Origin of the sequence: Streptomyces sp. NPDC046465, from assembly GCF_040646035.1 — a bacterium.
In the GTDB taxonomy this organism is placed as follows: Bacteria; Actinomycetota; Actinomycetes; order Streptomycetales; family Streptomycetaceae; genus Streptomyces.
Map to the genome: position 1 here is coordinate 143,805 of NZ_JBEYZK010000020.1, position 14,683 is coordinate 158,487.

General features: G+C 70.0%; 11 protein-coding genes. 4 read left to right on the forward strand and 7 right to left on the reverse strand.

Annotated features, from left to right (window positions below):
- Nucleotides 1-240: 240 nt before the first annotated feature.
- From ABZ953_RS29120 to ABZ953_RS29130, 3 genes are all read right to left on the reverse strand, one after another.
- Nucleotides 241-1,317 (reverse strand): hypothetical protein, encoded by a 1,077-nt coding sequence (locus ABZ953_RS29120; protein WP_361729679.1) that lies wholly within the window; start codon nucleotides 1,315-1,317, stop codon nucleotides 241-243.
- Nucleotides 1,318-1,365: 48 nt separating this feature from the next.
- Nucleotides 1,366-2,007 (reverse strand): GNAT family N-acetyltransferase, encoded by a 642-nt coding sequence (locus tag ABZ953_RS29125; RefSeq protein ID WP_361729682.1) that lies wholly within the window; start codon nucleotides 2,005-2,007, stop codon nucleotides 1,366-1,368.
- 105 nt (nucleotides 2,008-2,112) lie between these two features.
- Entirely contained in the window at nucleotides 2,113-2,286 is a 174-nt protein-coding gene (locus tag ABZ953_RS29130) for a CsbD family protein (protein WP_361729685.1), read from the reverse strand.
- A 260-nt stretch (nucleotides 2,287-2,546) separates the two neighbouring features.
- On the opposite strand from ABZ953_RS29130, the gene ABZ953_RS29135 reads away from it, so the two are divergent.
- Both ABZ953_RS29135 and ABZ953_RS29140 read left to right on the forward strand, forming a co-directional pair.
- Nucleotides 2,547-3,410, forward strand: coding sequence for a SigB/SigF/SigG family RNA polymerase sigma factor (locus tag ABZ953_RS29135; protein ID WP_361729688.1), 864 nt, complete (start codon nucleotides 2,547-2,549; stop codon nucleotides 3,408-3,410).
- A gap of 302 nt (nucleotides 3,411-3,712) precedes the next feature.
- On the forward strand, nucleotides 3,713-4,792 hold the full coding sequence (locus tag ABZ953_RS29140; protein ID WP_361729691.1) for an aromatic acid exporter family protein: 1,080 nt from the start codon (nucleotides 3,713-3,715) through the stop codon (nucleotides 4,790-4,792).
- Between the two features lie 108 nt (nucleotides 4,793-4,900).
- Here the strand turns inward: ABZ953_RS29140 and ABZ953_RS29145 are convergent, their stop codons facing one another.
- The 4 genes from ABZ953_RS29145 to ABZ953_RS29160 form a co-directional block, all read right to left on the reverse strand.
- Nucleotides 4,901-5,305 (reverse strand): rodlin, encoded by a 405-nt coding sequence (locus tag ABZ953_RS29145; protein ID WP_361729694.1) that lies wholly within the window; start codon nucleotides 5,303-5,305, stop codon nucleotides 4,901-4,903.
- 156 nt (nucleotides 5,306-5,461) lie between these two features.
- Entirely contained in the window at nucleotides 5,462-6,817 is a 1,356-nt protein-coding gene (locus ABZ953_RS29150) for a phosphatase PAP2 family protein (RefSeq protein WP_361729696.1), read from the reverse strand.
- Between the two features lie 194 nt (nucleotides 6,818-7,011).
- Complete coding sequence (locus ABZ953_RS29155; protein ID WP_361729699.1) at nucleotides 7,012-7,674, reverse strand: hypothetical protein; 663 nt, start codon at nucleotides 7,672-7,674, stop codon at nucleotides 7,012-7,014.
- Between the two features lie 18 nt (nucleotides 7,675-7,692).
- Nucleotides 7,693-8,418 (reverse strand): hypothetical protein, encoded by a 726-nt coding sequence (locus ABZ953_RS29160; protein ID WP_361729701.1) that lies wholly within the window; start codon nucleotides 8,416-8,418, stop codon nucleotides 7,693-7,695.
- A 160-nt stretch (nucleotides 8,419-8,578) separates the two neighbouring features.
- Here ABZ953_RS29160 and ABZ953_RS29165 point away from each other — a divergent pair, with 160 nt between their 5' ends.
- Together ABZ953_RS29165 and ABZ953_RS29170 are read left to right on the forward strand one after the other, a co-directional pair.
- Nucleotides 8,579-9,832, forward strand: coding sequence for a hypothetical protein (locus ABZ953_RS29165; RefSeq protein WP_361729704.1), 1,254 nt, complete (start codon nucleotides 8,579-8,581; stop codon nucleotides 9,830-9,832).
- Nucleotide 9,833: 1 nt separating this feature from the next.
- The gene (locus ABZ953_RS29170) at nucleotides 9,834-14,636 is read left to right on the forward strand and encodes a DUF6603 domain-containing protein (RefSeq protein ID WP_361729707.1); all 4,803 of its coding nucleotides are present in this window, start codon (nucleotides 9,834-9,836) and stop codon (nucleotides 14,634-14,636) included.
- Nucleotides 14,637-14,683 lie beyond the last annotated feature (47 nt).

Sequence of the window (14,683 nt, forward strand, 5' to 3'; positions counted from 1 at the left end):
GGGTTGTCGTACCAGGAGAGCAGCCCCACAGGGCGAGCCCGCTGCCATGAGGTGGACCATGACCGCCATGCCCCTCACCGCCCGTCGCATGTTCGAGCTCCTGGAGCCGACCTGCCTGGTCACCTACCTTGCTGACGAGTGCGACGAAGGGGAGGGACGGGGATTCCGGCTGCTCAAACGGCATCGTCTCAGTCCACGTGGACGCACCGCGGGTCGCGGGCCCTTCGCACCCCTGCCGAGCTAGTCCCCGCCCCCACCGCCGTCTCCCCCGCCTCCATCGCCGCCCCCGTCCCCGCCGTCTCCCCCGTCTCCCCCGTCTCCTCCGTCGGAGCCCCAGCCGTCCGAGCCGCCCGGTTCGTTGTCGTCGCCGCCTCTGCCCAGATTGCTGAACCAGGGGCGGTCCCAGGCGTCGTCCGTGGCGATCGGTTCACCGGCTCCGGTGCCCGCGTGCGGGCGCTGGAGCCGGAAGCGGGCCGTGCCCGTGGTGTCGCCCAGGCCGAACGCGGTCGCGAAGGCGTGGGCCAGGACGGCGTCCAGTGGGTCCGGGCTCTCGTGGTGCACGGGCGCCAGGGGCAGCAGCACCGTGCCGGGGTCGAGGTCGGGGCGGCGCGGCGGCCTCTCTATCAGGGCGACCCGCCGCTCGTCGCGCAGCAGCCAGGAGCTCTTGCCGCTCTTGCGCCGCAACTCCCAGACGCCCTGGGGCAGCCGCGCCCGTACGTAGCTCTTGGACTTGCGCAGCTTCTTCTGCAGGACGAGGACGGCCGGGACATCTCCGACGGTCATCCGCAGGCCCTGCGCCTGATCGCCGGTGCTGCTCTGGAAGCCGTGCGGCGCCCGTATCCGTACGCGGGGAGCGCCCGGCCCCCACACGTCCACGCGCACCAGTCGGCGGTCCACCGCGACGCCCACCTGACCGGTCGGCCCATCGGCGTACCGTCGGGCCATCCACAGCGGCACGCCCTCCGCCCCTGCCTGCTCGGCCAGCGCGTTCAACTGCGCGGGGCCGCCGGAGTGCCGTATCGCCAACTCCCCGAGTCGCCGGGTGAATTCGGCTGCCTGGCGCACCTTCACGGGGAGGGTGGTGCCAGTGACCCGCGTGACCGGGACGATGCCGCTGCCGTCGACCAGGCCGTCCAGTGGGCGTTCCGAGCCGCCGCCGCCGAGCCAGTGGCCGCGCCGGAACGCCTCGGCCATGGCGGGCAGGTTCAGCTCGCTCAGCGGCGTGACCTTACCGCCACGACGCAGGTGTTCCTCCGTCAGCTCAACGGTCCGCGCCAGCGGATTCCACGACTGTTCCCTGTAGAGCACCTGGCTCATGTCCATCCCCCGTGTCCGTGCGGTACAGCGAACGAGCCTACCGACCCGTCATATCCCAGGTCGATCGCGGACCAGGCCGGTCAGCGGGCCGTGCGTGCGCCAGCCCAGGAACTCGTACAGTGCCCGCCCCTCGTCCGTCGCGCCCAGCACAGCAGCCGACGAGCCCGCTTCGGCGGCGACGTTCGCCAGCGTTCGCATGACCAGGCTGCCGAGACCCTTACGACGGTGATCCACCGAGGTCTCGATCTGATCGAACACCGCGGTGCGCCCGGGACCCGGCACGGCGACCTGCCCGCGGGCGGCGAACGCGCCGTCCAGCGTCAGGACGAGCAGCCGGGTGACACCGCCCCGCGTCCAGCTTCGTACCTGGTAACCGTCGGGGGTTTCGGCAACGGTCGGGCGCAGCGGTGCCGTCATCAGGAAGCCGTCGTCGTCGAAGCGCCAGCCGGGCGCCACCCACGGGGCGACGATCCCCGGCGGCAGGAAGACCTTCAGCCAGGTACCGGGCGCGGTGGCCGTCTCCGTGATTTTGCGGACCAGCGGCTCGTCGGCATCGGCCAGCACGTGCCGGGTGATGTGGCCGCTCAGCCCGACGTCGACGGTGAAGCCCCACGGCTCGACGACGGGCGGCGCGGCTCCACGCGAGACGACCCAGCCCTCCACCCAGGAACGTACGAGTTCGGCGTCCATCAAGGCCCTTCCGTAATGTGCAGAGACGATGACTGCACCTTACTCACCCCACATGCCGTTGGGGCGGCCCCTGTACAGGGGCCGCCCCAACGGCATGTGTCGCGGTCAGTGCTTGCCGACGTCCTTCGTCTTCTCCTTGGCCTCGCGCGCGTCGCCCTTCATCTGCTGGGCATGGCCCTTGGCCACGAGGCTCTCGTTGCCCACGGCTCGTCCGGCGGCCTGCGCGGCAGCGCCGGTGGCCTGCTCGAACTTCGCCTTGGCCTTCTCGTTGGCAGTCATCGTCCGCTCACGCTCCTTGGCGTCGACATCATGTGCTGACAGTCCGTCTGGCCACTCGAGCGCCGGGGAAACATCGACACCGCGATCGGATCATCCGCTCGGCCCTCGGCTAGGTCGGTCGGCAAGGTCGGTCGGCGAACCCCGTCGGCGAGGTCTGTCGGAAGAGTCATTGCAAGTTGCAGGTATACACCTCCGTTTCGCGGGTAACCGCGCCGCTACGGGGACGGCAAGCAAGTCCGAATTCGAAAGGGTGGGACTCAATGATCACCGTGGCGGCGCGGGAACAGGCCCAGGGCAACCAGGCTGAGGCGGATCTCGTGGAGCGTGCGTACACGGATCCCTCTTCCATCGCACCCAGGGATGCTCGAGAGGTAGGCAAGCGGTTGTTCGACCGCCTGACCCAACTCGAGGAGGGCACAACCGAGTATCAGTACGTACGCAACTGCCTGATCGAGATCAACCTCTCCCTTGTGCAGTACGCTGCCTCGCGGTTCAAGCACCGCGGCCAGCAGGAGATGGAAGACATAGTCCAGGTCGGCACCATCGGCCTGATCAAGGCGATCGACAGGTTCGAATTGACCCGGGAGGTCGAATTCACCTCCTTCGCTGTCCCGTACATCACCGGTGAGATCAAGCGGTTCTTCCGCGACACCTCCTGGGCCGTGCATGTGCCGCGCCGTCTGCAGGAGGCGCGCATAGAGCTGTCCAAGGCCACGGAGGAATTGCGCACCCGCCTGGGCCGTCTGCCGTCGACGGCCGAGCTCGCCGAGCTGATGCAGCTGGAGCCCGCGGAAGTCACCGAGGCGCAGAAGGCGTCCAACGGCTACAACGCGGTCTCCCTGGACGCGGCGGTCAACAGCAGCGACGACGAGTCCGACACGATGCTGGCCGACTTCATCGGTATCGACGAGCACTCCTTCGAACTCGTCGAGAACTTCCACTCCCTCGCTCCGCTGATCGCGGAACTCGACGAAAGGGACCGCACCCTCATCCACCTCCGCTTCGTCGAGGAGCAGACCCAGCAGACCATCGCCGACACGCTGGGCTGCTCGCAGATGCACGTGTCCCGCCTGATCAGCCGCGTGGTGGCCAAGCTCCGCGCCGGCCTCCTGACGACCGAATAAACAACCCGAATAAACAACACTCCCTTTCATCGGTCTCATATCGGCCCCATACGGGCCTCATCGGCTCAACGCTGCCCCCGTGCGAAATCAAGCGCGGGGGCAGTTTCCGTGCGGTTGATCCCTGTTTCACCTGGCTCACTGTGGTTACGTGTCCTGTTCCGGTCCTTGACTCGCGGGACCGGGCACAGAATCGGGCACAGAGAAGGAAGAAAGAACGCGTGGTGGGTCGGGTACGGAGTGGTTGGGCGTGGTTGTCGCGCGCGTGGAATTCGTCCGGGCACGAACGGCACACGAGCCTTCTGGTGGCGAAGAGTGTGCTGGCGTCAACGCTGGCCTGGTGGGTCGCCCACGACTGGCTGAACGCGACGTCGCCGGCGTTCGCACCGTTCTCCGCGGTGCTGACCATGAACATCACGATCTACAGATCCGTGTGGCAGACGCTGCGCTATATCGCCGCGGTCATCCTCGGTGTGGCGGTGCAGTCGGCCATCGGTTTCACGGCGGGGCCGGACCTGTTCGCGTTCATCGTGGTCGCTGTCATCGCGCTGGCGCTGGGACAGTGGTCGGCACTGGGCGAGCAGCGCTCGCAGATCGCCACAGCGGCGTTCTTCGCGTTCTCCACCTATGCGGCGGCCGGTACGAACTCCGACCGGGCGCTCCAGCTCGGCCAGATCATTCTGCTCGTCCTCATCGGCTGCGGCATCGGGCTGATCGTGAACCTGTGCATCGCACCCCCGCTGCGCTACCGCAGCGCCGAGTACGGCCTGCAGATCCTGGCCGCCGAGATGGAGTCCCTGCTGGACGACATGGCCGACGGCCTGAGCAGCGGGGACGTCGACGCCGAACGTGCCGAGCAGTGGCGGGCGGCGGGCGAACGCGTACAGAGCGCCGTGGGGCAGGCCCGTGACGGGCTGACCGCGGCGGAGAACAGCCTGCGCTTCAATCCGCGGCGGCTGCTGCCCGCGCACCGCGGCTACCTCACCTTCGGCCGCTACCGGCAGGCGCTGGACGCCATGGAGCGCGCGGTCTATCAGCTGGCCTCGCTCACCCGAAGCCTCGGCCGGTGGCGTGCGACGGAGGACACCTACAGCTACGCCCCGGTCCTGGAGTCGTACGCCGACTTCGCCGTCCGGCTGCGCGACATCGCGCACGTCATCGCGGAACTGGACAGCGACACCCTCACCGAGCAGGCCGGGGAGATGTGCGAGCTGGCCACCGTCGCGCAGGACCAGCTGCAGAAGGTGCTCAACGCGGCCCGGGAGAACGAGCTGCCCCTGGACGACGCCTCCCAGCCGTTCGGGGTCCTCGTCGTCGAGGCCACCCGCCTGATGGAGGAGTTCCAGAACACCTGCGACGTCCTGAAGGACACCGCGGAGGACTGAGAGCCGGTCTTTGAGTGGCGTTCGGTGCGAGGGTGCCGAGAACAGGAGCAGCGCGCCGCGGGCCGGGGTGAGCCGGTCCGCAGCGCGCTGTGGCGCCGGGCGCAGGGATCAGTGGTTGGCCGTGCCGTTGCCGGAGAGGGCCGAGATGTCGTCGACGAGGTGCGACAGCGGCTCGTCCTGCTTGGCCTGCGTGGAGTTCTCGGTGCACTGCTGGTTCTGCGGGGCCGAGAGGATCGGGATGTCCTGGACGGCGATCGGCACGAGGCCGACGAGGGCGCCCACGTTGGCCTTGACCGGGATGCCGAGGCAGAGCTTGTTCAGCGAGCTGCCGACCAGGGTCCCCTGCGGGCTCAGGTCCCCCTGGGTGGCGCTGTTGGCGAACGATTCCCCGGCGCCGTTGCCGCTGGCGCTCTGGGTGCCGGTGTCGTCGCCGATGGCGGCCGCACTCCCGGCGCTGCCGACCAGTGCGAGGGCGGCGAAGCTCAGGGCGAGGGGGAGATTACGGGTACGCATGTCACTCCAGTACAGAATGTCAGTTGACAGAACAGTTGCCAGAAGAGCCCAGTACATCCGGCAATGCACCGAAGTCGGGGCTTATTCGCCCGTTAGCGGAGTGTCGCGGGCGCGAGGCTGACGCCGCACGCCAATCCGTCGCGGCCCTCCGGCAGTTCAGATCAACGCGGGCCGTGGCTCCGGCTCCGGCTCCGGCTCCGGTTCAGGGCGGTCGGCCGGTGCCGGTATCGGCTCCCACAGCTTGATGGTCCGTGCGTAGCCGTAGATCACGGAGGCCGTCACCAGGAGGAGGAGGGGACCGGCCAGCCAGGGGTGCCGGGCCATTTCCACCGGCAGGTAGCGGTAGGACAGCAGGAGCGCGGTGAAGACCGCGGTGCCGTAGGCGACCTGCTGGATCGCGGGGCGGCCCCAGCCGTGGTCGAGCGCGCGCAGGCCCGTCTCGACCGTGAGCGCGAACACCACCCCGGCGAGCAGGTCGACGCCGTAGTGGTAGCCGAAGCCCAGCGTCGCGGCGAGCGTGGCGGTCAGCCAGAACGTCCCCGCGTATCTCAGCAGCCTGGGGCCCTTGCGGGAGTGGATGAAGATCGCGGTGGCCCACGCCGTGTGCAGGCTGGGCATGCAGTTGCGCGGGGTGATCCCGTCGTACGGGACCGGGTGCGGGACGCCGATCGACGGCGGCGTGTGCGGCCACAGATCGGCCACCGCCCACTCGACGCCACCGGTGCCGGACGTGCCGGGCCCGTACGCGAAGATCGGGCCGACCACCGGGAAGATCATGTAGACGGCCGGCCCGAGGAGGCCGATGACCAGGAAGGTGCGCACCAGGTGGTGGCGCGGGAAGCGGCGCTCGGCGGCCACGTTGCGCAGTTGGAAGATCGCCACGACGATCGCGGCCACGGCGAGTTGTCCGTAGACGCCGTCGAGGAGGCGGGTGCCGACCGGGCCGGTGGCCTCGAGTATCCGGCCCGCCGCCCAGGACGGGTTGCCGAGCGCGTGATCGGCGGTCGCCACGTACGGATCGAGCACGGTCGGCCGGGTCTTCGACGTGATGAGGAGCCAGGTGTCGCCGGTCTTGCGGCCGGCCACGAGGAGCAGGCCAAGGCCGACGCCCTTCAGGAGCAGGGCGCGTTCCGGGCCGGTGCGGCGCGTCAGCGCGAAGACCGCACAGCCGAGCATCACCCACAGTGCGCCGTTGCCGAAGAAGTGGTCCTCGGGCACGTCGGCGTCGACCGCCCAGCGCACCAGCACGAAGACGGCGTCGATGCCGATCGCGGCCCCGGCCGCGATGAACCGCTGCCGCCAGGTGAGCACCACCATCATCAGCGCCAGACCGCCGTACAGCGGCCCCGGCTTGGGCGGGAACAGCACCTCGCGGGCCTGGTTCGTGATCGGCCCCGGTACGCCGCCGTAGCGCCGCGCGGCGATCTCCAGGGCGATGAGGAACGCGAGGGTCACCACACCGGCCACGGCCCACAGGACCGTCTGTGGTCGACGGAGCGAGGGGGACCTCATTGCGCTGTTTATTCCTGAAAACACCCGCGACGCGATGGATATCAATTGTTCGACCGATTTGTTAGATGGTGGTGATGGTGGCGAGGACGAGCTGCTCGGGACGCCCGTCGAGACACCGATCATGCCATCGGAGCGGTGCGGGGCTGACGGCGGGCGTCCTCCGGCGAGGTCCACCCGGTGGCCGGTGCGAGACGTCAGCGTTTATGCGGCTGTTGAATGAGTGTCCTGTTCCGACTGGAGCGATAACTTCCAGGAAGCGCGGATTTCGGCTTGGATATGGAATTCTTCAGGCCGCTTCGCATTCCCTCTTCTGTTGATCTGGGAGTGGTGGGAGGATCGGTCTCCTTCGCCGCCCGGGAGATCGACAGGTGGGAGTGACCATGGCCAGCACGGTGCCCATCACCGCGGATCTTCCGGTCTTTCCGCATCTCGATCTCCATCTCGTTCTGACCGGCGGTCTGCCGCTCAAAGTGCAGGTGTTCAGCCGGACTTTCACCGAAGCGGCGCCGAAGCCCTTCGTGCTGACGGACCAGACGAACGGCAGTACGTTCCAGTTCTTTGCGCCCTATCACCCGACGGGGGAGCGGTTCAATAATCTTCCCTCGGTCAGTAGCGCCGGAATCGTGACGGCCACGGAGCCCGGGGTCTATCTCTTCCAGATCACCGTCGCGGGCGGATTCGGGGTGGTGGTCGGCAGACTGCAAGTGCACGAGAAGATCGAGGACTGGTGGTTCGGGAACAAATCCATCACGACGACGAAAGACACCGCTTTCGCGCACGCGCAGCCGTCGTTGTACGCCAGGTTCAGCGAACACCCCGCGGCCGGTACGGACGCGGTCGGCGACATCACCGGCCATGAGTACGTCGATCTGGCGTCACCGAGTCCGGCCGTCGTGATCGCCCCGCGGGGCAGGCTGCGGGGAACGGCGGAGTCGGCGGCCCCGGTGGTCATCACCGGAACGCTCAAGGGCACGGCCATCAGCAACACCCTGCCGGTCCGCGTGGCCGACCACGCGAAGTCGCGCACCACGCTCACCCGGGTCAGGGCCACGGACGTGGTGAACCACGAGGACCAGTGCAACATGGTCTTCGTCGCGGAGGGGTTCGAGGCCAAGGACGCCCGCCTCTTCGACAGCATTGTCCAGCGCACGGTGCGCGACATGTTCGAGAAGCCGCGGCACCAGCCCTACGGATTGCTCAGCAAGAGCTGCAACGTCTTCGCCGCGTTCGAGCCGTCCCAGCAGCCGCTCGTCACCTGCGGCCCCCGCGTCGTGGACAAGGCCGGGCAGGGGGGACTCGATCTCCTCGGCCGGCGCATTCCCGAGTCGAGCCGCAACGGCTTCGCGGACAACACCTACAGCGTCCAGGACCTGATCGAGCGCGTGGGTCTTCCCCAGCGCGGCGAGAGCAGGATCCCGGCGGCCCTGCGGACCCTCTGGAAGGGCCAGAGCCTGCCGGACTTCGTCGAGGGCAAGGCGACCGACCTGGTGATCGAGACATGGAAGCAGCACCAGGCCGAGGGGTTCATCGAGGCGTCGGACACGTTCTACGGGCTGTACTTGGGCCGCCGCCGGGCCGACGGAGGCAGGTTCAACGGTCACGGGGAGCCCGCCGTCCAGCCCCCCCGCGAGCGATACGCCGAACGCCCCGCGCCTCAAGGAATTCATCGACCGCGTCTACGAGTTCTACCGCAGCGACGCGCACCAGACACTGGAACTCGATCCGCGCAGGCACGCTCCCGAGGTGTATGCCAAAAGCAACGTGACGAATCCGGGAAACTACGTTCTCGGATATCTGGATGGCCTCCGTCTCGCGGAGCCGCCCAACCCGCCCATCGGCAAGAACTGGGTGCCCGACGACACCCGGTTCCGCAAGAGCCGGGGAATGGTCGCGATCATCGCGTACGACCCGCTCCTGGGCGGCACGGCCTTCAACAAGGGCACCATGACGGCCTCGACGGTGGGACGGCAGGGGAAAGTCGAATTCACCCCGGTGCCCGGGACAAGGCCGATACGGACCAGGACCGCCCCACCTCCCGTTCCGCCGGAAAAGCCCCTGGGGATCACCGATATCGATCACCTCGTCAACAAGGTGGCCCACGAGTTCGCCCACTCCTTCAACCTGGGCGACGAGTACGAGGACTTCGGGGGCGACCGGCAGGGGGACAACGACCCCACCCACGACCTGCCGTCCGACAATCTGGCGAAGCTCACCTTTCTGCACCAGGGAGCGCCCCCGCAGGCCCGGAAGCTCAATCCGGCGAAAATCAAGTGGTTCGAGGTGCCCCGGATGCGCGTCTCCGGAAAGCTGCTCGTGCCCTCCGTGCCGCTGGTGTCCGACATATTCGAGGTCACGGTCGGCACCACCGACATCGGCAAATGGGTCCAGGCGTGGAAGGACCAGGCCAAGGTCACCGTGCGCGACTTCTCGACGGGTTCCGACAACCGGCAGCTCCCGCTGAAGGCGGGCCCCGGCGACGTGCTGACCAACCTGACCATCGCCACCAGGCCCGACGAGAAACAGGGCACCCTCTTCCTCCAGACCCCAGGACCCCTCCCGCAGCTCCCGGTCTTCAAGAAGGGCGCGGTGGTCTTCGTCCAGCGGACGGACCTCACGGGCCTCCCGGTCTTCTTGGTGGACAAGAAGGTACGGGACTTCGTCGCCGACCCCGACCCCGCGAACCAGCGCAGCCACTCCCCGCTGAACAGGAACAGGGACACGACGAAGCCGTTCGGGAGCAAGGAAGAGGAGACAGACCTGCCGATCGGCGTACCGGGCTTCGTGCCGCCGAAGTTCGCGTACCAGATGGTGGGGATCTTCGAAGGCGGCAACCACTTCGCAGGCGGCTTCTACCGGGCGTCGGGCGAGTGCAAGATGCGCGGCCAGGACAAGGGCACGACCAACGACGCGGACCTACGGGGCATGTTCTGCTTCCTCTGCAAGTGGCTGATCGTCAACCTCATCGATCCCGCCCAGCACGCCCCGCTCGACGCGCACCAGTATCCGAGGGCGTGACATGGCTGAACAGGGCACCTTCGACAAGCTCCTCGCCGAGATCGGGCAGGCACTGCTGCCCCTGCGGGAGGCGGTCGCCTCCCCCCAGGCGTTCATCGGTCTCCTCCACGAACTCGGCTGGACGGTCACTGAACCCCCGGCCCCACTGCGCGCACTCGGCACCCAGGTCGACACGCTGTACGACAGCCTGCGCCGCCTCCTCGGCGAGGGCGGGCTCAACGAGGGCGCGCCCGGACTGCGCGCCGCGGTGCCCGCCAAGTCAGAAGGGGCGAACGCCGCCGATGCCTCCGCCGACGACGCGGCCCGCGTACTCGCCGCCGTCCAGGGCCTGGTGACCGCCGTCCGCGCCATCGCGAGCGCGCCCGACTCGGCCATCCCGGCGAACCTGCGGGCCGACGGGTTCCGCGAGCAGTTCCCCCGGCAGCTCCTCGACCATCTGGTCATCACCTACCTCCAGCGCTTCCACCCCTCCGTGGGGTTCGCGCTGCGCGCGTTCGGCGTCGTCAAAGCGGTCTACGTACCGCCCACGGGCAGCCGCCCCTCCCACACCCGCAGGACGCTCGACGTGACCGACGTCCCCAAGGTGCTCGACGATCCCTCACTCGTGCTGAAGAACGCCTACGGCTGGGGCGGGCCCGCCCTCGACTTCGACGAACTGGCCTCCCAGCTCGACAACCTCTTCCTGGCCATGGGCTTCGACGTGCGCGTCGCGGCGCTGTCCGAGGGCGCGGAGAGCGCGGTGCAGGGCCCGCGCCAGGACCCGCTGGGCCCCGCGGCGACCGCGCTCACCTTCGCCGCCTTCGACCAGACCGTGGGCGACGAGGAGGGCGAGGGGCGGGCGCGCGGCGCCGTACGGCTCGTACGCCTGCCGCCCGCCGCACCCGGCGGGGCGCCGGGGCTCGCGCTGCTCCCCTCGCTGACCGGCTCGCTCGGGCTCCGCTTCGAGCTGGCGTGCGGCATCGCCGTCACGGTCCGCAGCGGACTCGACCTCCAGGGCGGCGTGGCGCTCCTCGCCAGGCCCGGCGAGGGCGTGGACGTGCTCACCGGGTTCGAGTCGGGCAGCGCGCCGGTGCACGCCAAGGGCGCGATCGAGGTCACCGCCGAGAGCATGGCCGCCGACGGGGAACCGGTGCTGCTCCTCGGCACCCCGGACGGCACCCGGCTCCAGTTCCGCGCGCTCGCCGGTACGGGCGGCGTACGGGTCGACGGCGGCCGGGCCGACGACGTCGATGCCGATGGCAAGGTCGATGTGTTCGCCGAATTCGACCTCAAAGGTCTTGAGTTCGTCTTCCAGCCGGGCGCGGACGCCGACGGGTTCCTCGCCGCCGTGCTGCCCGCCGACGGGTTCCGCATCGGCGGCGACCTGACCCTCGGCGTCTCCCACCGCGACGGCCTCTACTTCCGCGGCACCTCGAACCTCGACCTCCAGATCCCGGTGGGCCGGCGGATCGGCCCGGTCGAGATCCAGAGCCTGACCGTCTCCGTCACGCCCACGGGCGGGGCCGTGCCCGTCGGTCTCGGCGCCACGTTCAAGGCCCGGCTCGGCCCCGTCACCGCCGTGGTGGACAAGACCGGCCTCACCGCCCTGTTCGACGCGCGCCCCGGACTGGACGGGAACCTCGGCCCGCTCGATGTCTCGCTCGGCTTCAAACCGCCCGGCGGCGCGGGCCTCTCGGTCGACGCGGGCGTGGTGCGCGGCGGCGGCTTCCTCGCCTTCGACGCCGCGCGCGGCGAGTACGCGGGCGCCATGGAACTGGAGTTCGCGGACTTCCTGGCGCTCAAGGCCATCGGCCTGGTCAGTACGAGGATGCCGGACGGGTCGAAGGGGTTCTCGCTGCTCATCGTCCTCACCGCCGACTTCGGCGAGGGCATCCAGCTCGGCTACGGCTTCACCCTGCTCGCGGTCGGCGGCCTGATCGGGCTGAACCGCGGCATGAACCTCCAGGCGCTCGCGGAAGGCATCAGGACGGGATCGATCGAGTCCGTGGTGTTCCCGCGCGACGTGATCGCCAACGCGCCCCGCATCCTGTCGGACCTCAACGCGTTCTTCCCGCCCGAACAGGGCACGTTCCTCATCGGCCCGATGGCCAAAATCGGCTGGGCCACCCCGACGCTGGTGAGCATCTCCCTCGGGCTGATCATCGAGATCCCCGGCAACATCGCCGTCCTCGGCACCCTGCGCGCCACCCTGCCGAACCCGAAGCTGCCCCTCCTCGACCTCCGCGTCGACTTCTTCGGCGCCCTGGAACCGGGCAAGAACCGGCTGTGGTTCGAGGCGCGGCTCGTGGACTCGCACATCCTGACACTGCCCCTCGACGGCGGCATGGGCATCCTGGTGGCGTGGGGCGACAACCCCGACCTGGTGCTCACGGTCGGCGGCTTCCACCCCTCGTACAAGGCACCGGCCCTGCCCTTCGCCGTACCCGAGCGGATCTCCGTCGACATCCTGCACCGCAGCAAGCAACTGATCCGCATCTCCGGCTACTTCGCCATCACCAGCAACACCGTCCAGTTCGGCTCCAAGGCGGAACTCCGCCTGGGATTCGGCAGCTTCGGCATCGAGGGACACCTCAGCTTCGACGCGCTGTTCCAGTTCAACCCCTTCCGGTTCGCCATCTCCATCAGCGCCGCGGTCTCGCTCAAGGCCTTCGGGGTCGGCGTGTTCAGCATCGACCTGCGCTTCCAGCTCGAAGGGCCCGCCCCCTGGCGTGCGCACGGCAAGGGATCCATCGGGTTCCTGTTCTTCTCCATCTCCGCCAACTTCGACATCACCTGGGGCGAGAGCCTCACCACCACGCTGCCGCCCGTCCTTGTCCTGCCGCTGCTCGCCGCCGAACTGCGCAAGACCGAGGGCTGGCAGACCCGGCTGCCCACCGGCAACGGCAAGCCGCTGGTCACCCTCCGCCAACTCCCGCCCTCCGACGACCTGGTGCTGCACCCCCTCGGCACGCTCTCCGTCCAGCAGCGGGCCCTGCCGCTCAACGTCCGCCTCGACAAGGTCGGTTCGCAGCGCGCCGCCGACGGCAGGCGGTTCACCGTCGCGCCCGCGCCGGGCAGCGGGCTCGTCCGGGTCTCCGACACCGGCGACAAGTTCGCCATGGCCCAGTACCAGGACATGAGCGACGCGGCGAAGCTGTCGAGCCCCGCGTACGAGACACAGGACACCGGCCTCGAACTCACCGCAGCCGCAGGCACGTTGGCGACCGCGCGGGTCGTGCGCCGCAGCGCCCGCTACGAGCTGCACATCCTCGACAGCGCGCCCGCCGCGAACGGTGTGCGCGGTGCCGCCGCCGAGAGCCCGGTGGCCGACCCGCCCGCGCGGCTGTCCGCCGCGCGCACCAAACGGTTCCACAGCGTCAGCCCCGCCGTCTTCGACGGGCTGCTGCAAGGGAGCAGCACGAGCAGGTCGCCGCTGTCCCGGCGCGAGGCGCTGCTGCGCCAGCCGTTCGCGGCGGCCGACACCGTGCGCGTCGCCGACCAGCGGTTCGTCGTCGCGTACGTCCGCAGCAACGTGCCCGCGCTGGCGCCGCGCACCCTCGGCCGCGGGTCCGCGGGCACCCCGGTGGACTTCCGCAACCAGGCGACGGCGGCCGACGCGCTCGCCGACTTCGTCGCCGCCGACCCGACGCTGGACGGCCTTCTGCACGTCATCCCCGCGTCGGAGGCGGCAGTGGCGCCCTTCGTCCCCGGCACCTGGGCGGACACGGGCACCCTGCCCACCCCGGCGGCGCAGACGGAGACGGTCATCCTCGCCACGGGCAAGGCGCTGATCGCCGGAGGCACCGGCGCGAGCGGTACGGCCCTCGCCGCGACGGCGCTCTTCGACCCGACCGCCGACGCCTGGTCCGCGTCGGTCCCGCTGGCGGCGGCCCGCCGTCTGCACTCCACCACCCGGCTCGCCGACGGCCGCGTCCTCGCCGCCGGCGGGCGGGGCGCGGACGGCACGCCCCTGGCCTCCGCCGAACTGTTCGACCCGGCCGCCGTGACGTGGTCGCCGTCCGCTCCGATGGGTGTGGCCAGGTTCGCGCACTCCGCGACGCCGCTGTCCGGCGGCCGGGTTCTCGCGGCCGGCGGCAGTGCCGCCCGGGGCGGGCAGGGCTTCGGCGCGCTCCGCTCCGCCGAGCTGTTCGACCCCGTGACGCGCGCCTGGACCGCCACGGCGCCGATGAACGACGCCCGCACCGGGCATCAGGCCGTATCCCTGCGCGACGGCCGGGTCCTCGTCGTGGGCGGCGCACTGCCCACGGGCGGTACGGGCGGTACGGGCGGCGACGCGGCGCTCGCGTACTGCGAGCTGTATGACCCGGCGAGCGGCGCCTGGACTCCCACCGGAAGCCTGCACACCGCCCGCAAGGGCCACCAGGCGACCCTGCTGCCCGACGGCCGGGTCCTCGTCACGGGTGGCGAGGCGGCGGTCGCGGCGGACGGCACGTTCGGTCCGCGCGCCCTCGCCTCCGCCGAGCTGTTCGACCCCGCCGCCGGGACCTGGACTCCCGCGGCCGCCCTGCCCAGCGGCCGGGCACGGCACCGCGCCCTGCTCACGCGCGCGGGAGACGTCCTGGTCATCGGCGGCACCACGGGGCCGGGATTCACGGCGGGCTTCCGGAGCGTCCTCGCGTACGACCCGGCGGCGGGCACCTGGACACGGATCGCGGGCCTCTCGCAGGGCCGGTGGTCCACCGCCGTCGCCGAACTCGCCGACGACCGCGTGCTGGTGACCGGCGGCATCTCGGCGGCGGGCGCCGCGGCGCCCGGCCCCGAGCCGCTGCGGCTCGCCGCCACGGGGGAGGCGCTCATCCCATGACCACCGCCCTGACGGGCCCCGCGGACTGTACGGACCTCAACGACGGC